Raw genomic sequence first — 22,811 nt, 5'->3', positions numbered from 1 at the left:
ACAAACTAATTAAGCAATGATCTTGGCAACCACGCCGGCGCCCACAGTGCGGCCGCCTTCGCGGATAGCAAAGCGCAGGCCTTCTTCCATGGCGATGGGGTTGATCAGCTTCACAGTGATCGACACGTTGTCGCCAGGCATGACCATTTCCTTGTCGGCTGGCAGCTCGATGGCGCCAGTCACGTCAGTCGTACGGAAGTAGAACTGAGGACGGTAGTTGTTGAAGAAAGGCGTGTGACGGCCGCCTTCGTCCTTGCTCAGCACATACACTTCGGCAGTGAAGTGGGTGTGTGGCTTGATCGAATTGGGCTTGCACAGCACTTGGCCGCGCTCGACGTCTTCACGCTTGGTGCCGCGCAGCAGCAGGCCAACGTTGTCGCCAGCTTGACCTTGGTCCAGCAGCTTGCGGAACATTTCCACGCCGGTGCAGGTGGTCTTTTGTGTGTCGCGGATACCGACGATTTCGATTTCTTCGCCGACCTTGATGATGCCGCGCTCGATACGGCCCGTCACCACGGTGCCACGACCGGAGATCGAGAACACGTCTTCCACAGGCATCAGGAAGGCACCGTCCACAGCGCGCTCAGGCGTAGGGATGTAGGTGTCCAGGGCTTCGGCTAGCTTGTCGATGGCTTGTTCGCCCAGAGGACCCTTGTCGCCTTCCAGAGCCAGCTTAGCGGAACCACGCACGATGGGGGTGTCGTCGCCAGGGAAGCTGTACTTGTCCAGGAGTTCGCGAACTTCCATTTCGACGAGTTCCAGCAGCTCTTCGTCGTCCACCATGTCGCACTTGTTCAGGAACACGATGATGTAAGGCACGCCCACTTGGCGGGCCAGCAGGATGTGTTCGCGGGTCTGGGGCATTGGGCCGTCAGCAGCGGAGCACACCAAGATAGCGCCGTCCATTTGGGCAGCGCCGGTGATCATGTTCTTCACATAGTCAGCGTGGCCAGGGCAGTCCACGTGAGCGTAGTGGCGGTTGGCGGTTTCGTATTCAACGTGGGCAGTGTTGATGGTAATGCCGCGTGCCTTTTCTTCGGGCGCTGCGTCGATTTCATCGTACTTCTTGGCTTCGCCGCCAAACTTGGCAGACAGCACGGTAGCGATAGCAGCCGTCAGGGTTGTCTTGCCATGGTCCACGTGACCGATGGTGCCCACGTTGACGTGGGGCTTGGTGCGTTCGAATTTTCCTTTTGCCATTTTTCCGACTCCGAAAAATATCTATTTCAAAAAACAGGATCTTGGCGCAACCAGAACCGGACGCACCCGAAAGTGGTGCCCATGGCGGGAATCGGACCCGCGACCTCTCCCTTACCAAGGGAGTGCTCTACCACTGAGCCACATGGGCAATCTAAGCATCACATCAATGATGTCAGACAAAACTACAAAACCAAAACAACGTGGAGCGGGAGACGGGAATCGAACCCGCGTCATTAGCTTGGAAGGCTAGGGTTCTACCATTGAACTACTCCCGCACAAGCCAACGACTCTTGCGAAGCCTGCACAACCCAACAGACAAACTCACACTAAATTTTGGTGGAGGGGACTGGATTCGAACCAGTGTAGGCGTAAGCCAACAGATTTACAGTCTGCCCCCTTTAGCCACTCGGGCACCCCTCCGATCAGCCTTGAATTCTAGCACGGTTTTTGCAAACCCGAACAAAACCCGAAATTCAAGCAACATATTTATCTGGTGCGGCTGGCGGGGATCGAACCCACGACCCTTGGCTTCGGAGGCCAATACTCTATCCACTGAGCTACAGCCGCACGAATTCACATGTTAGCCATGGATTATCGCACGGAGCAACGCTCCAGGCGATCACCTTGCACTACGTGTCAGCAACGGGCCAACAAAGCCCCACCCCCCGCAAAAAAGCATCCGTCGCACGCCCCCCCACACTCACCAGATCAAACCCGCCCTGCCCAAGAATCCAGTTTTGGATCAACCCGTCGAACAGCGCATGCAATGACACAGCCGCCTCATGCGGAGACAAGGGCATACTCAATCGCCCCCCCTCCACAGCCAGCGCAAAGTCGCGAGCCAGCTGGGCAGTGAAATTACCCGACGCGGCAATGTGCCGATCCCGCACCACTGCCATTTCATCCACGTACTCCACCTTGTACATGGCAATCTCAAAAACCCGCCGAGCCTGCGCATTGGATGCCACCGCATGGAACACAAACGCCATGACAGCGCGCAAGCGCCCTACGGGATCTCCGCCCGCCACACACGAAAACTGAGCACACCCTTGCTCCAGCGGCAAAGTCACCCGATCCATCATGGCATTGAACAGATCCACCTTGTCCTTGAAATGCCAGTAGATCGCGCCGCGGGTAGCCCCTGCAGCGCTGGCAATGTCACTCAAAGACGCACGCGACACGCCCTTCTCACAAAACACACGCTCGGCCGCATCAATCAGGCCATTGCGCGTAGCCGCCGCATCTTCTTTTGTTCTGCGAACCATTTCGCCATCCATTTCTACAAGCACCGCCATCGCCAGCACGTGCTGCAAATTCATTATACATTCATGACTGTATGTATAATCTCTCAGCAGCCATGTCGGGTTTTCGCGCCCCTGCCATCTTTTGTGGCCATCTTGTTTCAGGCTACGGGCACATCAGCCCTCCTCTCGCCTCATCACCAAAGGATTTCCATGCTTCGCTTGCATGATGAACAACCCGTTCAACCAACATCCAACAGAACGCAGCACCTGCTTCTCGGGAGCCTTGTCGCAACCAGCCTATTGCTAACCGCTTGCGGTAAAGAGGCGTCGGCACCAGCCGGAGCCGGCGGCCAAAAGCCTGCAGTAGAGGTCGGAACAGTGACAGCGACGCCCGGCGACATTGGGCTGGTGACCGAACTGCCAGGGCGTGTAGAGGCCTCTCGCGTTGCGCAAGTGAGGGCTCGGGCTGCAGGGATCTTGCAGCAGCGAACCTTCAAGGAGGGCAGCGATGTCAAGGCTGGGCAGTCTTTGTTCAAAATCGACGAGGCCCCTTATGCAGCAGCCCTGGACAGTGCCAAAGCCAGCCAGGCCAAAGCCGAAGCCAACCTGGCGCAGACCCAAGCCCAACTGGAGCGTTATCGCCCGCTCGTCGAAGCCAACGCCATCAGCAAGCAAGACTATGTGAACGCCGAAGCGGCGCTCAAGCAATCTCAAGCCGATGTGGCATCAGCCAAGGCGGCCGTGCGTACTGCAGGCATCAACCTGGGTTACGCCAGCGTCTCGGCCCCCATTTCCGGGCGCATTGGGCGTGCCTTGGTAACCGAGGGCGCCTTGGTCGGCCAAGGGGAAGCAACCCCTTTGGCGGTGATTCAACAGATTGACCCGGTGTACGTGAACTTCACCCAGTCTGCGAACGACATCTTGCAATTGCGCAAAGCCATGGCCAACGGGCAGTTCAAGCGCGCAGACGGCAAGGAGGCCGCCAGCGTTCGCTTGATCCTGAGCGATGGCACTGAATACGCCCAAGCAGGCAAGCTGCTTTTTTCTGATTTGTCCGTGGACGCGAGCACGGGTCAGGTGACCTTGCGCGCAGAAGTCCCCAACCCCAAGGGCGAGTTGTTGCCAGGCCTGTATCTGCGTGTGCGACTGGAACAGGCACAGGCCAGCAATGCCATCACGCTGCCTCAACAAGCGGTCACGCGCACGCAGCAAGGGGACACAGTCAGTGTGGTGGGTGATGACGGAAAGATCAGCCAGCGCACCGTCAAGATCAGTGCGGCACAAAACAACCGCTGGGTCGTGCGTGAAGGCCTGCAAGCGGGCGAAAAGGTCATGGTGGATGGCTTTCAGAAACTGCAGATGCTGCCCCCAGGCACTCCCGTTAAAGCCGTGCCATGGCAGGCGCCCGGACAGGCTGCAACGCCCGCTCCGGCCCCGGCCGCCGATGCATCTGCAGCCAAGCCCTGAGAGGCACGCACATGGCAAAGTTCTTTATTGACCGACCCATCTTTGCGTGGGTCATCGCACTGTTCATCATGGTCATGGGGGGCGTGGCAATCACCCAGCTGCCCATCTCGCAGTACCCCCCCGTCGCTCCGCCGTCCATCGTCATCAACACCTCATACCCAGGCGCTTCTGCACAGACGCTGGAAGACAGTGTGCTGTCGGTGATTGAGCGCGAGATGAATGGCTCCCCGGGGTTGATCTACATGGAGTCCGTTGCACAAGCAGACGGCTCCGGCAGCATCACGCTGAGTTTCCAGCCCGGCACCAACGCAGACCTGGCGCAGGTAGACGTACAAAACCGGCTGTCCAGAGCCACTCCACGGCTGCCGTCAACCGTCACGCAGCAAGGCGTGCGCGTGGACAAATCTAGGTCCAACTTCTTGCTGTTCACGATGTTGTCCTCCAGCGACCCGAAAACAGACACCGTGGCGCTGGGTGACTATGCATCTCGCAACGTGGTGCCTGAACTGCAGCGGCTGAGCGGCATCGGCCAGGCCCAGCTCTTCGGCACAGAGCGGGCGATGCGCATCTGGATCAACCCCGCCAAAATGGAGAGCTTCAACGTCTCTGCGGCCGAAGTGAGTGCGGCCATCCGCGCCCAAAATGCACAAGTGGCCAGCGGCACCATTGGCGATTTGCCCAACCTGGCAGGCCAGGGCATTTCCGCAACCGTGGTGGTGACAGGCCAGTTGTCCAGCGTAGAGCAGTTCTCCAACATCATCCTGCGGGCCAATGCAGACGGCTCTACCGTTCGGATCAAGGATGTGGCGCGCGTGGAACTGGGCGGCCAGGCCTACGCCACCGCCGCCCGACTCAACGGCAAACCGGCCATTGGCATTGGTGTCCAGTTATCTCCTAGCGGCAACGCGCTGGAGGCAGCCAAAGCCGTGCGCACCAAGATGGACGAGCTGTCCCGGTACTTTCCCCAAGGCATGAGCTGGAGCATTCCCTACGACAGCTCGCGCTTTGTGGACATCTCCATCACCCAAGTGGCCAAAACGCTGCTGGAAGCCGTTGCCCTGGTGTTCCTGGTGATGTTCCTGTTTCTGCAGAACTGGCGCTACACCGTCATTCCCACCATCGTGGTGCCGATTGCGTTGCTGGGCACTTTTGCGACGTTGCTGGCACTGGGCTTCTCCATCAACGTGCTCACCATGTTCGGCATGGTGCTGGTGATCGGTATCGTCGTGGACGATGCCATCGTGGTGGTCGAGAACGTCGAGCGCATCATGAGCGAAGAAGGTCTCTCGCCGCTGGAAGCCACACGCAAAGCCATGCGCCAGATTTCGGGCGCCATCATTGGCGTGACCGTGGTGCTGATCTCCGTGTTCGTGCCACTGGCGTTCTTCGCAGGCTCTACCGGCAATATCTACCGCCAATTCTCGGCGGTCATGGTGGCGTCTATCGGGTTCTCGGCCTTCATGGCCTTGTCGTTGACGCCAGCGCTGTGCGCCACCTTGCTCAAGCCGGTGGAAGCAGGCCACCACCACGAAAAGACGGGCTTTTTCGGCTGGTTCAACCGACGCTTCACCGTTGCCGCCAAAGGCTATGAAGGCTGGGTCGCTCGCATGCTCAAGCGTGCAGCGCGATATTTGGTCATTTACGCGGCCATCGTGGGTGCCGTGGCAGTCGTCTACATGCGCCTGCCAACCTCCTTTTTGCCCAGCGAGGACCAAGGCAACATCATCGTGAACGTGCAGTTGCCGCCGGGCGCGACGCAGGAGCGGACGCTGGCCGTCATGGAACAAGTGGAAAACTTCATCCTCAAGCAGCCCGAAGTGCAAAGCATGGTGGGGGTTCTGGGTTTCAGCTTTTCTGGCCAAGGACAGAACGCAGCATTGGCCTTTGTGACGCTCAAGGACTGGAGCGAGCGCCATGGTCCAGGCCAGTCGGCCCAAGACGTGGCCAACCGCGCCTTTGGTGGGCTGATGGGCATTCGTGATGCATTCATCTTCCCGCTCAGCCCACCGCCCATCCCCGAGCTGGGCAACGCCAGCGGGTTCACGTTCCGCTTGCAAGACCGCAGCGGTGCGGGGCATGAAGCGTTGGTCAATGCCCGCAATCAACTGCTGGGCATGGCGTCCCAGAGCAAGGTGCTCACGCAAGTACGCCCAGACGGACTGGAAGACGCCCCGCAACTGCAAATTGACATTGACCGCGACAAAGCCAATGCACTGGGCGTGACGTTCGATGCCATCAACTCCACGCTGTCCACCGCCCTGGGGTCCAGCTATGTCAACGACTTCCCGAACCAAGGGCGACTACAGCGTGTCGTGGTGCAGGCAGATGCCCCTGCCCGCATGCAGCCGGATGACCTGATGAAATTGAACGCAAGCAACAGCCAAGGCAAGCCGGTGCCACTCTCGGCCTTTGCAACCACCAAGTGGGTCAAGGGCGCACAACAGACGGTGCGCTACAACGGCTACCCTGCTATGCGCATCTCTGGCAGCCCAGCGCCAGGTCTGAGCACTGGTGCGGCCATGGCGGAGATGGAGAAGCTGGCCGGCCAGTTGCCGGCAGGCTTTGGCTTTGAGTGGACCGGGCAGTCGCGTGAAGAAAAGCTCGCAGGCTCACAGTCCTTGATTCTGTACAGCTTCGCCATCCTGGCAGTGTTCCTCTGCCTGGCTGCACTGTATGAAAGCTGGTCCATTCCGTTGGCCGTGGTGCTGGTGGTGCCGTTGGGCGTGCTGGGGGTGTTACTCGCCACGCTGATGCGGGGATACGCCAACGACGTCTACTTCCAGGTGGGGCTGATCACCATCATTGGGCTGTCTGCCAAGAATGCGATTTTGATCATTGAGTTCGCCAAAGACCTGCAAGCCCAAGGCAAGGGTGTCATTGAGTCGGCCCTGGAAGCAGCGCATTTGCGCTTCAGGCCCATCATCATGACCTCCATGGCATTTGGCCTGGGCGTGGTGCCACTGGCCATTGCCAGCGGCGCCGGGTCTGCCAGCCAACGCGCCATCGGCACTGGTGTGCTGGGGGGTATGTTCACGGGCACCGTCTTGGCGGTGTTCTTTGTTCCCGTCTTTTTCGTGGTCGTGCGCGGGCTCTTCAAGGGCAGCGCACGCCAACAAGAAATGAACCGCCGCCATGCAGAAGAAGCAGGAATTGGAAACCATGACTAAGAAACTCGCCCCCCTGAGCCTGGCGATGGTGGCCGTGCTGGCTGGCTGCTCCATGATTCCGGCATACGAGCGCCCTGCAGCCCCAGTGCCCACGGGCTACACCGCAGCATCGGCGCAGCCCGGCGCTCCGCTCCCCTCCTGGCGCAGCTACTTCTCCGAGCCACGCCTGCAACAGCTCATTGAGATCGCGCTGGACCACAACCGTGACCTGCGCATCGCCAGCCTCAATGTCGAGCAAGCGCGTGCACAGTTTCAGGTGCGCAGAGCGGCGCAATACCCTGCAGTGGGGCTGGCCGCCAATGCCTCCCGCGCGCCCGCCTCGGGCTCCGGCGACCTGACCAACAGCTTCAGCGTGGGCCTTGCTGTCACCGCCTGGGAGCTGGACTTTTTTGGCCGCGTCGCCAGCCTCAAGGAGCAGGCACTGGCACAGTACCTTGCAAGCGAAGAAGGGCGCAATGCCGCCCAGGTCAGCCTGATCAGCGCAGTGGCCAATGGCTGGCTGACGCTGCTGGCCGACGAGCAGTTGCTGGAGCTTTCACGCCGGACCTTGACCACCCGCGAAGAGTCCGTGCGGCTGACCAAGCTGCGGCTGGACTCCGGGGCAGCGTCAGAACTTGACTATCGGCAAGCGGAATCACTGACCCAGGCCGCACGGGCGACGCTGGCCCAGCAGCAGCGCCAAAGAGTCCTCGACGAGAATGCCCTGGCCCTGCTGCTGGGCCAACCGTTGCCTGAAGACATTCGAGCCAGCTTGACCCGCAGCGATTTGCGGGCCGCCCCCAGCATGCAGACAGTTCCTGCAGGCTTGCCCTCAGATCTGCTGGCACAGCGGCCAGACATTCGACAGGCAGAGCAGCAACTGGTGGCGGCCAATGCCAACATTGGAGCCGCGCGTGCCGCATTCTTTCCGCGCATTGCCTTGACGGCGCAGGCCGGAACCGCCAGTGGCGAGCTTTCAGGCCTGTTCAAAAACGGCTCCTGGGGCTTCACCTTGGCCCCATCGCTGCTGCTGCCTCTGTTCGATGCGGGCGCCAACCAAGCGAACCTCGATAGTGCACAGGTGGGCCGCAAACTCGCCGTAGCGCAGTATGAGAAGGCCATCCAAACGGCATTCCGGGAGGTGTCTGACGCGCTGGCCAGCCAAAGCACCCTGACAGAGCAACTGGACGCGCAAACCAAGCAAGCCGAGGCTGAGGCCATACGCCTGAACCTGGCGGATCTGCGCTACAAAAACGGGGTGGCCAGCTACCTCGATTTGCTGGACGCACAGCGCTCACTGTTCAGCACGCAGCAAGGCGTGGTGCAGGTGCGCCTGGGGCAGTTGCAAAATCAAGTCACACTATTCAAGGCGCTGGGTGGTGGCTGGGATGCGGAAACAGGCCAAGCCAGCAAAGCGCCCTGAGAAAGCCCCTTGTGGGATACCGACGAATATCTTGCGGGGTCTGGCCAGTGAGCGTCTATCACAGGCCTACCCCACAGATATAATTTAGGGTTATTCCATCAAAGACCCCGCCACTCCAGAGGACGTCATGAGCGACAACCACCACGAAGAAGCGCATACAGGCCCGATCAAAACCCCCAAGCAACTACTGATCGCGGGATTTTTCTCGTTCGTGGTGCCTATCTTTGCCATCATCGGCCTGGTTCTCTACGTGACCTCCAGCAACAAGCCTGCCGCTGGTGCCGCCAACCCTGAAAAGGCACTGGCCGAGCGCATCCAAAAAGTGGGCATGGTGGAAGTGCGCGATGCCAATCGCCCTCTGCGCGCAGGCGAAGAAGTGTTCAAGGGCCAATGCGCCGCTTGCCACGCCACCGGCGCAGCAGGGGCACCCAAGCTGGCCGACGCTGCAGCCTGGGGCCCTCGCATCAAGACCGGCTTTGAAGCGCTGGTCCAGTCCGCCCTCAAGGGCAAGGGCGCCATGGCGCCCCAGGGTGGTGGTGACTTCAACGACACCGAAATTGCCCGGGCCGTGGTGTTCATGGCCAATGCCGGCGGTGCCAAGTTTGCTGAGCCTGCAGCGCCAGGCGCTGCCGCCCCAGAGGCCGGAGCCTCTGCAGCGCAGTAACCCAAGGCGGCTGCCCACAGCGGCCAGTCCATCAAAAAAGCCGATGCATGCATCGGCTTTTTTATTGCGCGTCCTGCGGTCGCTACTTCGCCTCTACTTCGCCTGTGCAGCCGGACTCAAAACAAACTGAAACTCCTGCGGCAACTGGGCCGATAAAACGTCACGCGGCACCCACAGCCCTTGTTCCACCGCTTCGGCGGCGTACACCATGTCCTGGGTATGCACTACGCCCAAACCCAAGACCGTGGCGATATACAAGCGCCCTTGTTCATCCACGCAGCAGTCTTGCGCGTCCGCCAGGTGGCCGGTGTGCGACTGCAAACGAAAGTCTGGCAATACCCGCCAGACCCAAGGGGCAGCCTCCAACTCCACATAGACCCGCTGCGGGCCATTCTGGAAAAACCACAGCCCCTGGGCATCGCACTCGTAATTGCGCCCGATGAACTCGATCAGCTTGGCATGCTGCAGCCACGACCCACGGCTGCTGGCAAAATCGCCGGCCGCCTGCACTGCAGCATCGCGCATGAACCAGCGCCCACGCGCATCCAAACCCAGCCACCCGTAGCAGTCGGGCACATGGGGCCACTTCACCAACGCTTGTTTGACGATGTCATCCATGGGCTGATTGTGCCTGCGGCAATGCGGCGGCACAGGCCAGCCAATCGCTGACCGCATCGGGCATGGTGCGCACATGCCCCGGCCAACGCCCTTGGGCAAAGCCGACATGCCCACCGTGCTCCGGCTGCCACAACGTCACACAGGGCCCCACGTCACAGGCCCCCGGCAAACTGTCCGCAGGAACAAAGGGGTCGTTCAGCGCATTCACGACCAATGCAGGCACCTGAATCAGGGGCAACAGGGGCTTGGAAGACGCACGGTGCCAATAGTCCGCCGTGTCCTGAAACCCATGCAAGGGGGCGGTAAACACGTTGTCGAAGGCATACAAATCCCGTGCGGCCAAGAGTGCATCCTTATCAAACAAGCCCGGGTGCTGTTGCCACTTTTGCAACGCCTTGGGCACCATGGTCCGCAAGAACATGCGCGTGTAAATCTGTCGATTGAGGCCTTTTCCGATGGCAAGGCCTCCCGCCGCCAAATCAAGCGGCGCACACACGGCGGCTACGGCTCTCACACTCCGGGCCGCCAGGCCTTGCACTTCAGCAGCCCAGCGCATCAAAGCGTTGCCGCCCAATGAAACCCCCACCGCCACCAGCGGCCCTGGGTGCGCGGCTTGCAGTTGGCCCAGTATCCAGCCGATTTCTTCATGGTCGCCAGAGTGGTAGGCGCGGGGTGCATGGTTGATCTCGCCACTGCAACCGCGAAAGTGGGGCAATGCGCAGGCCCATCCCCTCTCGCGCGCCACCTCGGCAAAAGCCTCGCAATAGTGGCTGCGCGACGAGCCCTCCAGACCGTGAAAGACCACCAGCATGGGGGTCTCCGCAGCCGTTGGGGCGTCGGCCAAGAAATCCACATCCACAAAATCGGCATCCGGGGTGGTCCACCGCTCGCGCCGATAGACCGGGGCCGAACCATGGGTTCGACGCGAAAACAAGGCAGGCCAAAGGGTCTGCAGTTGTCCGCCAGGGAGCCAGTTAGGCGCTATATATTTCATAGCTGCTTGCGCTTATTGAATAAGCGCTAGAGGCCTATTTGATTCAAAACACAACCTTCGCAGTTCAACAGAGGCAGCGCTCGCACCCGTCAGTGCAATACCTGTGGCACCTCAGGCCCGGGCAAGCTATCGGGAGATCCGCCCGTGCTGGCATGGTGCGCCACCAGGCGCCAACCCTCCGGTGTGCGGTGGTACACATTGGTGGCCAACAAAAAAGCAGCGTGCAGCCCATCTGGCAACATGATCTCCACACGCTCGGCCACACTGTGCACGGCACTGGAAACCGACTGAACACGGTGCACCTGGGAAACCGTGAGCCGAATGCTTCCCTGCGAGAACATCCCATCAAAGGCCGCCCGTATGGCCGCCGCACCCACCAAGCGCGAGCCGCCCGGGTGGACACACAGGATGTCTTCCTCGTCCGCCCAGCAAGACATCAACAAATCGATGTCGCCTTTCTGCAAGGCTTCGTAGAACAGAGCTTCCGTGTCATCCGGCGATCCGCCCAACGACTGGGCAGGGTGTTTGGTGCGTGGCATAGGAATGGATTTCAACCGCAAATGGGCTTCTGGACCCTGGATTGTGAGGGAGCCAAGGCCCCAGCGCAGGGATAGCAGACAGCGCGGCCCTAGATATCCCGCAAAACGAATCTGCTTCGCCCCAAGCTCCGCTTTGCCATGCGCAAGGAAAGGTCGGGTACACGCTCAATGCCTCTCCAATCTCTTGATGGCGCCAGCGACCGGTGAACAGCCATAAAAAAACCCGGACATGCCGGGTTTTCTTGGAAGAGGTGGACGCTGCGTGCAGCTCACTTCTTTTGGCGGTACTTGCGCAAAGCCGCAATCTGCGCGGCCATCACAGCCAATTCAGACTGTGCCTTGGCCAGATCGAGATCGCTCTTGGCGTTCTTGAGCGCTTCCTGGGCTGCCGCCTTGGCAGCATTGGCCTTCTCGTCGTCCAGGTCCTTGCCACGGATGGCGGTATCAGACAGAACCGTGACGCAGTTGGGCTGGACTTCCAGAATACCGCCCGCAACGAAGACAAACTCTTCGCCACCGTCTGCCGTTTCGATGCGCACCGAACCGGGCTTGATACGGGTGATCAGCGGTGTGTGGCGAGGGTAAATGCCCAACTCGCCGGATTCGCCAGGCAGAGCGACAAAACGCGCCTCGCCAGAGAAGATGGACTCTTCGGCGCTGACCACATCAACGTGGATAGTGTTCATCATGGCTCCTAAGAAAAGAGGGGGACTTGACTACAGAGGGCTGAACCACCAGACGGTGTTCAGCCCATCTGAGATCAGGCCACCTTCTTGGCCTTTTCGAAGGCTTCGTCGATGGTACCGACCATGTAGAACGCTTGTTCTGGCAGGTGGTCACACTCGCCGTTCACGATCATCTTGAAACCACGAATGGTTTCCGACAGCGGAACGTACTTGCCTGGAGAGCCCGTGAACACTTCGGCCACGTGGAACGGCTGCGACAGGAAACGCTGGATCTTGCGAGCGCGGGCCACGGCCAGCTTGTCGTCAGGAGCCAGTTCGTCCATGCCCAGAATGGCGATGATGTCGCGCAGTTCCTTGTAGCGTTGCAGCGTACCTTGCACCGCGCGGGCCGTGGCGTAGTGGTCTTCGCCCACGACGTTCGGGTCCAGCTGGCGGCTAGTGGAGTCCAGAGGATCCACAGCAGGGTAGATACCCAGCGAAGCGATGTCACGGGACAGCACCACGGTGGAATCCAAGTGAGCGAAGGTCGTGGCAGGCGATGGGTCGGTCAAGTCATCCGCTGGCACGTAAACGGCCTGGATGGAGGTGATCGAGCCGACCTTGGTGGAGGTAATACGCTCTTGCAGGCGGCCCATTTCCTCAGCCAGGGTAGGCTGGTAGCCCACGGCGGAAGGCATACGGCCCAGCAGAGCGGACACTTCGGTACCGGCCAGTGTGTAGCGGTAGATGTTGTCCACAAAGAACAGCACGTCACGGCCTTCGTCGCGGAACGACTCGGCGATGGTCAGGCCGGTCAGCGCCACGCGCAGACGGTTGCCTGGGGGCTCGTTCATCTGGCCGTACACCATGGCAACCTTGGACTCTTCGAGCTTCTCCAGGTTCACCACGCCGGAATCGGCCATTTCATGGTAGAAGTCGTTCCCTTCGCGGGTACGCTCGCCCACACCAGCGAACACCGACAGACCGCTGTGGGCCTTGGCGATGTTGTTGATGAGTTCCATCATGTTCACGGTCTTGCCCACGCCGGCGCCACCGAACAGGCCCACCTTACCGCCCTTGGCGAACGGGCAGACCAAGTCGATCACCTTGATACCCGTTTCCAGCAGCTCTTGCGAAGGCGACAGTTCGTCGTACGCAGGGGCCTTGCGGTGGATAGAGGCAGTCAGGTCTTGGCTGACGGGACCACGTTCGTCGATGGGCGCGCCCAGCACGTCCATGATGCGGCCCAGCGTTGCCTTGCCCACGGGCACGGTGATAGCGTTGCCGGTGTTGGTCACCATGAGGCCGCGGCGCAGGCCGTCGGACGAACCCAGCGCAATGGTACGCACCACGCCGTCGCCCAGCTGCTGCTGCACTTCCAGCGTCAGGTTGGAACCTTCGAGCTTCAGAGCGTCGTAAATCTTGGGCATCTGGTCGCGTGGGAACTCAACGTCCACCACAGCGCCGATACATTGAACAATCTTGCCTTGCACTTGAGCCATTTTTCGCTCCAATAATGTTGTATGTTGAGCTGCTTACACAGCGGCGGCGCCGGCCACGATTTCTGAAAGTTCTTTCGTGATCGCTGCCTGACGCGTCTTGTTGTAGACCAGCTTCAACTCACCAATGACGCTGCCGGCGTTGTCTGTTGCGGCCTTCATGGCCACCATCCGCGCCGATTGCTCTGACGCCATGTTTTCTGCAACGGCTTGGTAGATCAGGGACTCGACATAGCGGACCAGCAACTCGTCGATGACGCTTTGCGCATCGGGCTCGTAGATGTAGTCCCAGCCGTGTTCCGTCTTCTCAGCCTGCATTTGTTCGGAGGACAGAGGAAGCAATTGCTCCACCACTGACTCCTGCTTCATGGTGTTGATGAACTTGGTGTAGCTCAGGTACACCGCGTTGATCTTGCCTTCGGCATATGCGTCAAGCAGCACCTTCACCGGGCCAATCAGCTTGTCCAGATGGGGCGTATCGCCCAGGCCTGTCACGTGTGAAACCACCTTGGCACCCACACGGTTCAAGAAACCCAGACCCTTGTTACCAATCGCCACCGCTTCAGTCGAGACACCGGCACCTTGCAGCTCACGCAGCTTGGTCGTCACGGCACGCAACACGTTGGTGTTCATGCCACCACACAGACCCTTGTCTGTGGTGATGACAATGACACCAGCGGTCTTTGCATCGTTCACTTTCATGAACGGATGCACGTACTCTGGATTGGCGTGGCCGAGGTTGGCTGCAATATTGCGGATCTTCTCGCTATAGGGACGGGCCGCCCGCATCCGCTCCTGCGCCTTGCGCATTTTGGATGCAGCCACCATCTCCATGGCTTTGGTGATCTTCTTGGTGTTTTCCACCGATTTGATCTTGCCCCGTATTTCCTTGCCTGCTGCCATGATGGCTCCTCGTCCGGTTTAAGCGAACGACTTCTTGAACGCGGCGACAGCAGCGGTCAATTCGGCTTCAGCTTCCTTGTCCATGGCCTTGGCCTGTTCCAGCTTGGCCAGCAGTGCGGCGTGGCTGGTCTTCAGGAACTGGTGCAGGCCGTGTTCGAAATCAAGAACCTTCTTGACATCGATGTCGTCCATGAAGCCCTTGTTCACAGCGAACAGCGTCGCGCCCATCAGCGAGATGGACAGGGGGCTGTACTGTGCCTGCTTGAGCAGTTCGGTCACGCGGGCACCGCGGTCCAGCTGCTTGCGGGTGGCTTCGTCCAGGTCGGAAGCGAACTGCGCAAACGCAGCCAGTTCACGGTACTGGGCCAAGTCGGTACGGATACCGCCGGACAGGTTCTTCACCAGCTTGGTCTGGGCAGCACCACCGACGCGCGACACCGAGATACCGGCGTTGATGGCGGGGCGAATACCGGCGTTGAACAGGCTGGTTTCCAGGAAAATCTGGCCGTCCGTGATCGAGATCACGTTGGTTGGCACGAAAGCGGACACGTCGCCAGCTTGCGTTTCGATGATCGGCAGTGCGGTCAGCGAACCGGTCTTGCCCTTGACTTCACCCTTGGTGAAGGCTTCGACGTAGTCGGCGTTCACGCGGGCTGCGCGTTCGAGCAGACGGCTGTGGAGATAGAACACGTCGCCAGGGTAGGCTTCGCGGCCTGGTGGGCGGCGCAGCAGCAGCGACACTTGACGGTAAGCAACCGCTTGCTTGGACAGATCGTCATACACGATCAGGGCGTCTTGGCCACGATCGCGGAAGTATTCGCCCATCGTGCAACCCGAGTAGGCCGACACGTACTGCATGGCGGCCGATTCGGAAGCCGATGCGGCCACCACAATCGTGTACTCCATGGCACCGGCTTGTTCCAGCGCGCGCACCACGTTCTTGATCGACGAAGCCTTCTGGCCGATGGCGACGTAGATGCAGGACACGCCTTGGCCCTTCTGGGCAATGATGGCGTCGATAGCCACAGCGGTCTTGCCGGTCTGGCGGTCACCAATGATCAGCTCGCGCTGACCACGGCCCACGGGCACCATCGAGTCGATGGACTTCAGGCCGGTCTGCAGGGGTTGGTCCACCGATTTACGGGCGATCACGCCCGGAGCGACCTTTTCGATCACGTCGGTGAGCTTGGCGTTGATGGGACCCTTGCCGTCGATAGGCTGGCCCAGGGCGTTCACCACGCGGCCGATCAGCTCAGGGCCAACCGGCACTTCCAGAATGCGGCCCGTGCACTTGACGGTGTCGCCTTCGGAGATGTGCTCGTACTCACCCAAAATCACGGCGCCGACGGAGTCGCGCTCGAGGTTCAGGGCCAGGCCGAAGGAGGGCTGGCCGTCCTTGGTGGCGGGGAACTCAAGCATTTCACCGGCCATCACGTCCGACAGGCCGTGCACGCGCACGATACCGTCGGACACGGACACCACGGTACCCTGGTTGCGGATATCGCTGCTGGCGGCCAGACCTTCGATGCGGCTCTTGATGAGTTCAGAAATTTCTGCGGGATTGAGTTGCATGACTCTTTCCTTCTTTCTTTGGTTCGCTGTCCTCGCCGCGCGTTACGCGGTGAGGGCCGCTTTCATTTGTTCAAGACGGGCCTTGACCGAAGTGTCCAGCACCTCGTCACCCACCACTACGCGAATGCCACCGATCAGGGACGCATCCAGCTGAGCGGTGAGGTTGAGCTTGCGGCCAAAGCGCTTTTCCAGGGCTGCGCTGACATCGGCCAGGGCTGCAGCATCCATTGGGAAAGCGCTGTGTACCACAGCATCCGAAGAGCCTGTGCGGCCATTCACGAGGGCACGGAATTGCACGGCGACTTCAGGCAGCGCTTCAAGGCGCCCGTTGTCGATGACCGTGCGCAGGAAGTTCTTGGCCGCATCGGACAGCGCCGAACGCGCAACACCCGTGACGACAGCAAACACCTGGTCTGCCGTCACCTTGGGGTTGTCGGCCAGCTGGCGCAACTGGGGGTTGGCGGCAATGGCCGCCAGTTCATCGACCCAGTCAGCAGTGCTGGCCAGGTCCATGCCCGCACCCGCAGTAGCGGCCTTGAACAGGGCTTCGGCGTAAGGGCGGGCAATGGTGGCGAGTTCAGCCATGTGTGTCCCCTTACAGCTCGGTCTTCAGGCGGTTGAGCAGGTCGGCGTGAACGCCGGCATTGACTTCCTTGCGGAGAATCTGCTCTGCACCTTTGACGGCCAGCGCGGCCACCTGCTCACGCAGGGCTTCGCGGGCTTGCACCGTTTGCTGTTCGGCTTCTGCACGTGCGGATGCAACGATCTTGTTGCCTTCCTCCGTAGCGCGTGCCTTGGCTTCTTCGACGATGGCCTGGGCACGGCGGTCGGCGTCCGCAAGACGCGAGGCCGTTTCGTTGCGTGCCTGTGACAGTTCCTTTTCGACGCGCTGGTTGGCAGCGGTCAGTTCGGACTTGGCACGATCGGCAGCAGCGAGGCCTTCGGCGATTTTCTGGGCTCGTTCATCCAACGCCTTCGCGATCGGAGGCCACACGAATTTCATCGTGAACCATACCAGGATCAAGAAGACGATGGCCTGAATGAACAGGGTCGCGTTGATACTCACGGCAACACCTTTCTAGAGTGGCGTTGAACGGGAATTACTTGGGCAGGTTGACCAAGAACGTGGAGACGAAGGGGTTGGCGAAAGCGAACAACAGAGCGATAGCCACGCCGATCAGGAAGGCAGCGTCGATCAGACCGGCCAAGATGAACATCTTGGTTTGCAGTTCGTTGATCAGTTCAGGCTGACGTGCCGACGATTCGAGGAACTTGCCACCCATCAGTGCGATACCGATGGAAGCGCCGATAGCGCCCAGACCAACGATCAGACCACAAGCCAGAGCGACGAGACCGAGAATGTTTTCCATGATGACTCCTGAGTTAAAAAAGAAAAGTTGAAAAGGAAAGAGAAACGAAAGGGAACCGTTTAGTGCGCGTTGTGCGCCTGACCGAGGTAAATCAGCGCAAGCATCATGAAGATGAAGGCTTGCAGCGAGATCACCAAAATGTGGAACAGCGTCCAGATGGTGCCAGCGATGACGTGGCCCACAGGCAGCAGCACACCCGACAGCGACAGTGCAGCCGCACCACCCATCAGGGCAATCAGCATGAACACCAGTTCGCCAGCGTACATGTTGCCAAACAACCGCATGCCATGGGACACGGTGTTGGCGACATATTCGATCACCTGCATCAACAGGTTCACTACGCCCAAAATCAGGGCGAAGATGGGATTCTTGCTGGTGCCGAACGGGGCCGACACAAGCTCATGCGCCCAGCCGCCAGCGCCCTTGATCTTGACGCTGTACCAGAAACGCAGGATCAGGATGGCGAATGCCAAGCCCAGGGTGGTCGAGAGATCGGCTGTAGGCACAACGCGCAGGTAGGCGTGGTGCGGATCGTGGCCGGCAGCGCCATAAATCTGCGCCCAGATGGCGGGCAGCAGGTCCACGGGCAACATGTCCATGAAGTTCATCAGGAAGATCCAGACAAACACCGTGAGACCCAGGGGGGCAATGAACTTGCGGCTTTCGGCGTTGTGGATGTTGGCCTTGGCCTGGTTGTCCACCATCTCGACCAGCATTTCCACGGCCGCCTGGAAGCGACCGGGCACGCCGGAGGTCGCCTTACGGGCAGCCGACCAGAGAATCAAAAGTGTGAGGGCACCCAGAACCAAACCCACGATGATGGAGTCATAGTTGATGACAGTGAAGTCAACAATCTTGGTCTGGTTGATGTTTTGAAGATGCTGCAGGTGGTGAACGATGTATTCACTTGCAGTCGGAGCGTGCGCTTCTGCGGCCATCGGACAACTCTTCTCTCTATCAATCGGTTTTTCGGACACCAGGCCGCACCCATAGCGCAACCCAGTACGTTTTCATTGTGACCACCATGCCAACCAGCAGGGCGATCCAGCTCAAGCCCACCACCAGCCGGGGTGCCGCTGCCAGCAGCGCCACCGTCAACACGATTTTGGCGATTTCCCAACCAAAGAACCCCAGCATGGCGGCACGCGGATTGGATGACGCCTTGTGACGCAACACCCCCCGGGCAAACAAAGCTGCCGGGACCACTACCGCCAGGGCACCATAGGCTGCAGACCAGCCCACCGATGCCCTGCCCGTCAGAACCCAGGCCACCAGGGCCACCAGCATTCCGACCAGCGCCTGACCCGTCACCACCTTCCACACCGAAATGGGAGGATTGCGACTGCGCCACTGCTGCGCCTCTTGGGCGGTCAGGGGCTTGAAGTCAGAATCTTCAGCCTCAGCTTCAGTCTCTGGCGCGATTGTTTTCATTATTGAATGACGTCCGCGTTACAGACCGCAACTTTTACAAAGCCTCTAATTATAAGTAAAAACCCGTGACGCCAGGAAAATTCCACATGGCGGGCACAAATGCGGTGCGCGCGCGTGCCCCTTTGTGGTGACACGCCAACGCCGTACACACAGAAGGCCGGCACAAAGTTGCGGACTGATAACGGGTATTTGCAGCACAATGCCAGCGATTGCACAGGCCCAGAAGGCTTACCAGCAAAGCGCTGAAAGCTACCAAAAGAGAAGCACCCTTGACCATGACATCCTCTGCGCCCCCCTCCCCCCACGGCACTGACGCAGCCCCGCCGGACCCGAGCAAAGACTCGCTGATCGAATACCCCTGCCTGTTCCCGGTCAAAGTGATGGGCGCCAAGACAGACGACTTTGTGCTGCAAATGACCGCCCTGGCCAAGCAGCATGACCCGTTTCTGGACGCCGCCACCATCGCCCAGCGCGACAGCGCAGGGGGCAAGTACATCAGCCTCACCATCACCATCACGGCCACCAGCCGCGATCAGCTGGACAATTTTTACCGGGCACTCACCGCCCATCCGCTGGTGAAATACGCGCTCTGAACAATGTCCATGGAACTGCGCCAGCTGGGCCGCGTGGACTACGCACACACGGTGCAGTCGATGCAAGACTACACCGCTGCGCGCACGCCAGACAGCCCCGACATGCTCCTTATTTGTGAGCACTTACCGCTTTATACACAGGGCCTCGCAGGCAAAAGCGATCACCTCCTAAACCCCGGTGACATCCCTGTGGTGGCGACCAACCGGGGCGGGCAGGTCACCTTCCACGGCCCGGGGCAGGTGGTGGCCTACCCACTCATTGATTTGCACCGTGCCGGTTACTACGTCAAGGAGTACGTGTACCGCGTCGAAGAGGCCGTGATTCGCACGCTGGACCACTTTGGCGTGACCGGGCACCGCGTGGCAGGTGCGCCGGGCATCTATGTGCGGCTGGACGACCCGCACAGCCACGCTCTGCTGCCGCAGCGCCCGCAAAAGCGCGAGGGTGCGGCTGCGCCGGTGCCGGATTTTGAAGGCCTGGGCAAGATAGCTGCGCTGGGCATCAAGGTCAGCCGCCACTGCACCTACCACGGTGTGGCGCTGAACGTGGCCATGGACCTGGAGCCCTTTGCGCGCATCAACCCTTGCGGTTACGCAGGTTTGCAAACCGTGGACCTTTCTACAATCGGGGTCCACACCACCTGGGAAGAAGCCGCGCAGGTGCTGGGCCAGCAGCTCAGCATCCGGTTGGCGCCCTGAACTCCGCCTACAGCCATGAGCACCCCTGAAGTCGTCCGCGAAGCGCAATCCACCGAAGCCTACAACCCGCTGGCCAAGCAAAAAGCGGCAGCCAAGCTGTCGCGCATTCCGATCAAGGTGGAGCATGGCGAAGTGCTCAAGAAGCCTGACTGGATTCGGGTGAAGGCGGGCAGCCCTACCACGCGCTTTTACGAAATCAAGGAGATCCTGCGCGAGCACAAGCTGCACACCGTGTGCGAAGAAGCCTCCTGCCCCAACATCGGCGAGTGCTTTGGCAAGGGCACGGCCACCTTCATGATCATGGGCGACAAGTGCACGCGCCGTTGCCCGTTTTGCGACGTGGGCCATGGCCGCCCCGACCCGCTGGACAAGGACGAGCCCCTGAACCTGGCCAAGACCATTGCCGCGCTCAAACTCAAGTACGTTGTGATCACCAGCGTGGACCGCGACGACCTGCGCGACGGCGGCAGCGGCCACTTTGTGGAATGCATCCAGAACATCCGCGAGCTGTCGCCCCAAACGCAAATCGAAATCCTGGTGCCGGACTTCCGTGGCCGCGATGACCGCGCCCTCGAAATCCTGAAAGCCGCGCCACCCGACGTGATGAACCACAACCTGGAAACCGCGCCCCGCCTGTACAAGGAAGCGCGCCCAGGCTCTGACTACCAGTTCAGCCTGAACCTGCTGAAAAAGTTCAAGGCTCTGCACCCCAATGTGCCCACCAAGAGCGGCATCATGGTCGGCCTGGGCGAAACGGACGAAGAGATCCTGCAGGTCATGCGCGACATGCGCGCGCACAACATCGACATGCTGACCATCGGCCAGTACCTGGCCCCGAGCAACAGCCACCTGCCCGTGCGCCGCTACGTGCACCCCGACACCTTCAAGATGTTCGAGGAAGAGGCCTACAAGATGGGCTTCAGCCACGCAGCCGTGGGCGCCATGGTTCGGTCGAGCTACCACGCCGACCAGCAGGCCCACGCCGCTGGCGTGTAAGCCAGGCACCTCCACAGCCCGGCCATGGCCAACGCCGCCGATGCCCTCACGCTGCGGCGCTACGGCCCCTCGCCAGGCAGCCACAGCCATGACCATTTCCAGGTGCTGCTGGGCCTGGAGGGGACGCTGGAGCTGGAGATTGAAGGCCGCGGCCTGCGCGTGGCCCATGGCAACGGCTGCGTGATCGAGCCCGGCGCTCGGCACGACTTTGAGTCCCGCCGGGGCAGCCTGTGCCTAGTGCTTGACAGCGCCCACGCGGGCTGGACGGCCTATGCCCAGCGCAACGAACCCTTGCCCGCACAGGCTCGCCCGTTGGCGCAATACCTGGCCAGCGCCCTGCTGCAAGGCCGCCCGCTGGCCCAGGCCCATGGCCCGGCCCTGCTGCTGGAGGCCTGGGGCGCAACCCCATCGGCCGCCAGCGCGGCATCGCGGCGCCGGTCCATCGATTGGCTGCAACTCTCACAGTGGGCAGCCCGCGAGTGGCACAGAGCCCTCACCGTGGCCGACCTCGCCCAGCGCGTGCACCTGAGCCCCAGCCAGTTCGGCGCCCGCTGCCGCGAGGAGCTGGGCCTGGGCGCCATCGAGTGGCTGCGCAGCCAACGCCTGGCCCAGGCCCGCTTGCTGCGGGACAGCGGCCTGTCGGTGGCCGAGGTGGCGCACCAAACGGGCTACCGCTCGCCCTCGGCGCTGACGGCCGCACTGCGGCGCGATGCGCCAAGCAAAGCACTGCCCGCCGCGCGCTGACCGCCCCCAAAGCCAGCGCCGGCAGGCCGGGCCATCGCCCTGCGCCAGCGCGAGCGGTGCACACACCCTCGTGTACACCCGCCGCACGCGACGATATTCCATCGTTGCGCGACGACAGCCGGTGCGGCAAACCCCCTACAGTCGGCCCATGTCCTCTGCGCCGCCACCCCACCCTCACGCCTCCAACCTCAAAGCCAATGCGTACGCTCTGGGCGCCATTGCCCTGTGGGCCTCCCTGGCCTCGCTGGGCGTGTCGCTCACGCATGTGCCGCCCTTCTTGCTCACGGGCATCGCGCTCATCCTGGGCAGCGTGCCGGCGTGGCCGTTTGTGCTGCGCGATCCCGCCCAGTGGCGCATCCCCCTGCGCACGTTGGCGCTGGGCATTTATGGCTTGTTTGCCTACCACTTCCTGCTGTTCATCGCGCTGCGGCATGCGCCTGCGGTCGAGGCCAACCTCGTCAACTACCTGTGGCCGCTGTTCATCGTCGTGCTGTCGCCCGTGATCTTGCCGGGGGTGCGCTTGCGCACTGCGCATGTGCTGGCCGCCTTGCTGGGCTTTGGTGGCGCGGCCATCGCCATCGTCGGTGGGCGTGAGCTGAGCGGGGACCTGGCCTGGGGCTACCTGCCTGCGCTGGCGGCGGCGTTCATCTGGGCCAGCTACTCGCTGCTGACCAAGCGTGTAGCGGCATTCCCCACCACGGCGATTGGCCTGTTCGGCCTGGTGTCTGGCGCACTGTCGCTGCTGTGCCATGTGCTGCTGGAGCCCAGCACCACGCTGCAGTGGCGCGACTGGGGCCTGCTGGCCTTGCTGGGGCTGGGCCCCCTGGGCGCGTCGTTTTTCATGTGGGACAAGGCGCTGAAGCTGGGCGATGCACGGCAGATTGGCATCCTGAGCTACATCACCCCACTGGCCTCCACCACCCTGCTGGTGCTGGTGAGCGGGCGCCCCTTCAGCAGCAGCATCGTGGTGGCCACCGGGATGATTTTGGCCGCAGCCGTGCTGGGCATGCGCGCCCGCTAAAGCGCACACCCGCGCTCTTAGCC

The 22,811-nt window shown here is 61.0% G+C and carries 23 protein-coding genes and 4 tRNA genes; 9 read left to right on the top strand and 18 right to left on the bottom strand.

Going from position 1 to position 22,811, the window contains the following annotated elements:
• Positions 1-9: 9 nt before the first annotated feature.
• The 6 genes from tuf to CLU86_RS19945 all read right to left on the bottom strand — a co-directional run bounded on the left by tuf (position 10) and on the right by CLU86_RS19945 (position 2,465).
• The gene (gene tuf / locus CLU86_RS19970) at positions 10-1,200 is read right to left on the bottom strand and encodes an elongation factor Tu (protein WP_099657583.1); all 1,191 of its coding nucleotides are present in this window, start codon (positions 1,198-1,200) and stop codon (positions 10-12) included.
• Positions 1,201-1,273: 73 nt separating this feature from the next.
• A tRNA-Thr gene (locus tag CLU86_RS19965) sits at positions 1,274-1,348 on the bottom strand.
• A 53-nt stretch (positions 1,349-1,401) separates the two neighbouring features.
• Positions 1,402-1,475 (bottom strand) — tRNA-Gly (locus CLU86_RS19960).
• A gap of 59 nt (positions 1,476-1,534) precedes the next feature.
• Positions 1,535-1,620 (bottom strand) — tRNA-Tyr (locus CLU86_RS19955).
• A 71-nt stretch (positions 1,621-1,691) separates the two neighbouring features.
• Positions 1,692-1,767, bottom strand: a tRNA-Arg gene (locus tag CLU86_RS19950).
• Positions 1,768-1,829: 62 nt separating this feature from the next.
• Positions 1,830-2,465 carry a TetR family transcriptional regulator gene (locus CLU86_RS19945; protein ID WP_099743728.1) on the bottom strand — a complete coding sequence of 212 codons (636 nt, stop codon included), beginning with the start codon at positions 2,463-2,465 and terminating at the stop codon, positions 1,830-1,832.
• Positions 2,466-2,654: 189 nt separating this feature from the next.
• Between CLU86_RS19945 and CLU86_RS19940 the strand changes: the two genes are divergently transcribed.
• The 4 genes from CLU86_RS19940 (at position 2,655) to CLU86_RS19925 (ending at position 9,144) form a co-directional block, all read left to right on the top strand.
• The gene (locus CLU86_RS19940; protein WP_099742836.1) at positions 2,655-3,911 is read left to right on the top strand and encodes an efflux RND transporter periplasmic adaptor subunit; all 1,257 of its coding nucleotides are present in this window, start codon (positions 2,655-2,657) and stop codon (positions 3,909-3,911) included.
• An 11-nt stretch (positions 3,912-3,922) separates the two neighbouring features.
• Positions 3,923-7,078, top strand: a complete 3,156-nt coding sequence (locus CLU86_RS19935; protein WP_099742835.1) for an efflux RND transporter permease subunit — start codon at positions 3,923-3,925, stop codon at positions 7,076-7,078.
• Complete coding sequence (locus CLU86_RS19930) at positions 7,071-8,480, top strand: efflux transporter outer membrane subunit (RefSeq protein ID WP_143226755.1); 1,410 nt, start codon at positions 7,071-7,073, stop codon at positions 8,478-8,480. The genes CLU86_RS19935 and CLU86_RS19930 overlap by 8 nt, the downstream gene beginning before the upstream one ends.
• A gap of 127 nt (positions 8,481-8,607) precedes the next feature.
• Positions 8,608-9,144 (top strand): cytochrome c5 family protein, encoded by a 537-nt coding sequence (locus CLU86_RS19925; protein WP_099657613.1) that lies wholly within the window; start codon positions 8,608-8,610, stop codon positions 9,142-9,144.
• 93 nt (positions 9,145-9,237) lie between these two features.
• Here CLU86_RS19925 and CLU86_RS19920 read toward each other — a convergent pair whose 3' ends face one another.
• The 12 genes from CLU86_RS19920 to CLU86_RS19865 form a co-directional block, all read right to left on the bottom strand.
• Positions 9,238-9,762 carry a DUF2946 family protein gene (locus tag CLU86_RS19920; RefSeq protein WP_099742833.1) on the bottom strand — a complete coding sequence of 175 codons (525 nt, stop codon included), beginning with the start codon at positions 9,760-9,762 and terminating at the stop codon, positions 9,238-9,240.
• Positions 9,755-10,756, bottom strand: a complete 1,002-nt coding sequence (locus tag CLU86_RS19915; protein WP_099742832.1) for a YheT family hydrolase — start codon at positions 10,754-10,756, stop codon at positions 9,755-9,757. Before CLU86_RS19915 ends, CLU86_RS19920 begins: the two co-directional genes overlap by 8 nt.
• 89 nt (positions 10,757-10,845) lie before the next feature.
• Positions 10,846-11,295 carry a nuclear transport factor 2 family protein gene (locus CLU86_RS19910; RefSeq protein WP_099657610.1) on the bottom strand — a complete coding sequence of 150 codons (450 nt, stop codon included), beginning with the start codon at positions 11,293-11,295 and terminating at the stop codon, positions 10,846-10,848.
• A 269-nt stretch (positions 11,296-11,564) separates the two neighbouring features.
• A complete protein-coding gene (locus CLU86_RS19905; RefSeq protein ID WP_099658963.1) occupies positions 11,565-11,981 on the bottom strand; it encodes a F0F1 ATP synthase subunit epsilon in 417 nt (138 codons plus the stop codon).
• Between the two features lie 74 nt (positions 11,982-12,055).
• Positions 12,056-13,462: a F0F1 ATP synthase subunit beta gene (atpD, locus tag CLU86_RS19900; RefSeq protein ID WP_099657609.1), complete on the bottom strand. Its 1,407-nt coding sequence runs from the start codon at positions 13,460-13,462 to the stop codon at positions 12,056-12,058.
• Positions 13,463-13,495: 33 nt separating this feature from the next.
• Positions 13,496-14,362 (bottom strand): F0F1 ATP synthase subunit gamma, encoded by an 867-nt coding sequence (atpG, locus tag CLU86_RS19895; protein WP_099657608.1) that lies wholly within the window; start codon positions 14,360-14,362, stop codon positions 13,496-13,498.
• Between the two features lie 18 nt (positions 14,363-14,380).
• On the bottom strand, positions 14,381-15,934 hold the full coding sequence (gene atpA, locus CLU86_RS19890) for a F0F1 ATP synthase subunit alpha (protein WP_099742831.1): 1,554 nt from the start codon (positions 15,932-15,934) through the stop codon (positions 14,381-14,383).
• 42 nt (positions 15,935-15,976) lie between these two features.
• Positions 15,977-16,519 carry a F0F1 ATP synthase subunit delta gene (locus CLU86_RS19885; protein WP_099657606.1) on the bottom strand — a complete coding sequence of 181 codons (543 nt, stop codon included), beginning with the start codon at positions 16,517-16,519 and terminating at the stop codon, positions 15,977-15,979.
• A 10-nt stretch (positions 16,520-16,529) separates the two neighbouring features.
• Positions 16,530-17,000: a F0F1 ATP synthase subunit B gene (locus CLU86_RS19880; protein ID WP_099657605.1), complete on the bottom strand. Its 471-nt coding sequence runs from the start codon at positions 16,998-17,000 to the stop codon at positions 16,530-16,532.
• Between the two features lie 34 nt (positions 17,001-17,034).
• Entirely contained in the window at positions 17,035-17,304 is a 270-nt protein-coding gene (gene atpE, locus CLU86_RS19875; RefSeq protein WP_099657604.1) for a F0F1 ATP synthase subunit C, read from the bottom strand.
• A 59-nt stretch (positions 17,305-17,363) separates the two neighbouring features.
• Positions 17,364-18,242, bottom strand: a complete 879-nt coding sequence (atpB, locus tag CLU86_RS19870; RefSeq protein ID WP_099657603.1) for a F0F1 ATP synthase subunit A — start codon at positions 18,240-18,242, stop codon at positions 17,364-17,366.
• Positions 18,243-18,261: 19 nt separating this feature from the next.
• A complete protein-coding gene (locus tag CLU86_RS19865) occupies positions 18,262-18,735 on the bottom strand; it encodes an ATP synthase subunit I (protein ID WP_099742830.1) in 474 nt (157 codons plus the stop codon).
• A gap of 275 nt (positions 18,736-19,010) precedes the next feature.
• Between CLU86_RS19865 and CLU86_RS19860 the strand changes: the two genes are divergently transcribed.
• The 5 genes from CLU86_RS19860 to CLU86_RS19840 all read left to right on the top strand — a co-directional run bounded on the left by CLU86_RS19860 (position 19,011) and on the right by CLU86_RS19840 (position 22,788).
• Complete coding sequence (locus CLU86_RS19860; protein ID WP_099742829.1) at positions 19,011-19,328, top strand: YbeD family protein; 318 nt, start codon at positions 19,011-19,013, stop codon at positions 19,326-19,328.
• A gap of 9 nt (positions 19,329-19,337) precedes the next feature.
• The gene (lipB, locus tag CLU86_RS19855; RefSeq protein WP_099743727.1) at positions 19,338-20,027 is read left to right on the top strand and encodes a lipoyl(octanoyl) transferase LipB; all 690 of its coding nucleotides are present in this window, start codon (positions 19,338-19,340) and stop codon (positions 20,025-20,027) included.
• Positions 20,028-20,042: 15 nt separating this feature from the next.
• Positions 20,043-21,023 (top strand): lipoyl synthase, encoded by a 981-nt coding sequence (gene lipA / locus CLU86_RS19850; protein ID WP_099657600.1) that lies wholly within the window; start codon positions 20,043-20,045, stop codon positions 21,021-21,023.
• A 24-nt stretch (positions 21,024-21,047) separates the two neighbouring features.
• Positions 21,048-21,767: an AraC family transcriptional regulator gene (locus CLU86_RS19845; protein WP_099742828.1), complete on the top strand. Its 720-nt coding sequence runs from the start codon at positions 21,048-21,050 to the stop codon at positions 21,765-21,767.
• 148 nt (positions 21,768-21,915) lie between these two features.
• Entirely contained in the window at positions 21,916-22,788 is an 873-nt protein-coding gene (locus CLU86_RS19840) for a DMT family transporter (RefSeq protein ID WP_099742827.1), read from the top strand.
• Positions 22,789-22,811 lie beyond the last annotated feature (23 nt).

Origin of the sequence: Acidovorax sp. 62 (genome assembly GCF_002754495.1) — a bacterium.
Taxonomy (GTDB): domain Bacteria; phylum Pseudomonadota; class Gammaproteobacteria; order Burkholderiales; family Burkholderiaceae_C; genus Acidovorax.
The sequence above is the reverse complement of the archived record's forward strand: the minus strand, read 5'-3'. Positions and strand labels throughout refer to the sequence as shown.

Bases quoted from the DNA above. Each gene is read 5' to 3' on its own strand.
- CLU86_RS19910 (WP_099657610.1), bottom strand. From the start codon at position 11,295: ATGCCACGCACCAAACACCCTGCCCAGTCGTTGGGCGGATCGCCGGAT.
- CLU86_RS19840 (WP_099742827.1), top strand. From the start codon at position 21,916: ATGTCCTCTGCGCCGCCACCCCACCCTCACGCCTCCAACCTCAAAGCC.
- atpA (WP_099742831.1), bottom strand. From the start codon at position 15,934: ATGCAACTCAATCCCGCAGAAATTTCTGAACTCATCAAGAGCCGCATC.
- CLU86_RS19930 (WP_143226755.1), top strand. From the start codon at position 7,071: ATGACTAAGAAACTCGCCCCCCTGAGCCTGGCGATGGTGGCCGTGCTG.
- CLU86_RS19915 (WP_099742832.1), bottom strand. From the start codon at position 10,756: ATGAAATATATAGCGCCTAACTGGCTCCCTGGCGGACAACTGCAGACC.
- CLU86_RS19885 (WP_099657606.1), bottom strand. From the start codon at position 16,519: ATGGCTGAACTCGCCACCATTGCCCGCCCTTACGCCGAAGCCCTGTTC.
- tuf (WP_099657583.1), bottom strand. From the start codon at position 1,200: ATGGCAAAAGGAAAATTCGAACGCACCAAGCCCCACGTCAACGTGGGC.
- CLU86_RS19860 (WP_099742829.1), top strand. From the start codon at position 19,011: ATGACATCCTCTGCGCCCCCCTCCCCCCACGGCACTGACGCAGCCCCG.
- CLU86_RS19920 (WP_099742833.1), bottom strand. From the start codon at position 9,762: ATGGATGACATCGTCAAACAAGCGTTGGTGAAGTGGCCCCATGTGCCC.
- lipA (WP_099657600.1), top strand. From the start codon at position 20,043: ATGAGCACCCCTGAAGTCGTCCGCGAAGCGCAATCCACCGAAGCCTAC.
- CLU86_RS19845 (WP_099742828.1), top strand. From the start codon at position 21,048: ATGGCCAACGCCGCCGATGCCCTCACGCTGCGGCGCTACGGCCCCTCG.
- CLU86_RS19865 (WP_099742830.1), bottom strand. From the start codon at position 18,735: ATGAAAACAATCGCGCCAGAGACTGAAGCTGAGGCTGAAGATTCTGAC.
- atpB (WP_099657603.1), bottom strand. From the start codon at position 18,242: ATGGCCGCAGAAGCGCACGCTCCGACTGCAAGTGAATACATCGTTCAC.
- atpE (WP_099657604.1), bottom strand. From the start codon at position 17,304: ATGGAAAACATTCTCGGTCTCGTCGCTCTGGCTTGTGGTCTGATCGTT.
- CLU86_RS19940 (WP_099742836.1), top strand. From the start codon at position 2,655: ATGCTTCGCTTGCATGATGAACAACCCGTTCAACCAACATCCAACAGA.
- CLU86_RS19945 (WP_099743728.1), bottom strand. From the start codon at position 2,465: ATGGTTCGCAGAACAAAAGAAGATGCGGCGGCTACGCGCAATGGCCTG.
- atpD (WP_099657609.1), bottom strand. From the start codon at position 13,462: ATGGCTCAAGTGCAAGGCAAGATTGTTCAATGTATCGGCGCTGTGGTG.
- CLU86_RS19935 (WP_099742835.1), top strand. From the start codon at position 3,923: ATGGCAAAGTTCTTTATTGACCGACCCATCTTTGCGTGGGTCATCGCA.
- CLU86_RS19925 (WP_099657613.1), top strand. From the start codon at position 8,608: ATGAGCGACAACCACCACGAAGAAGCGCATACAGGCCCGATCAAAACC.
- lipB (WP_099743727.1), top strand. From the start codon at position 19,338: ATGGAACTGCGCCAGCTGGGCCGCGTGGACTACGCACACACGGTGCAG.
- CLU86_RS19905 (WP_099658963.1), bottom strand. From the start codon at position 11,981: ATGAACACTATCCACGTTGATGTGGTCAGCGCCGAAGAGTCCATCTTC.
- atpG (WP_099657608.1), bottom strand. From the start codon at position 14,362: ATGGCAGCAGGCAAGGAAATACGGGGCAAGATCAAATCGGTGGAAAAC.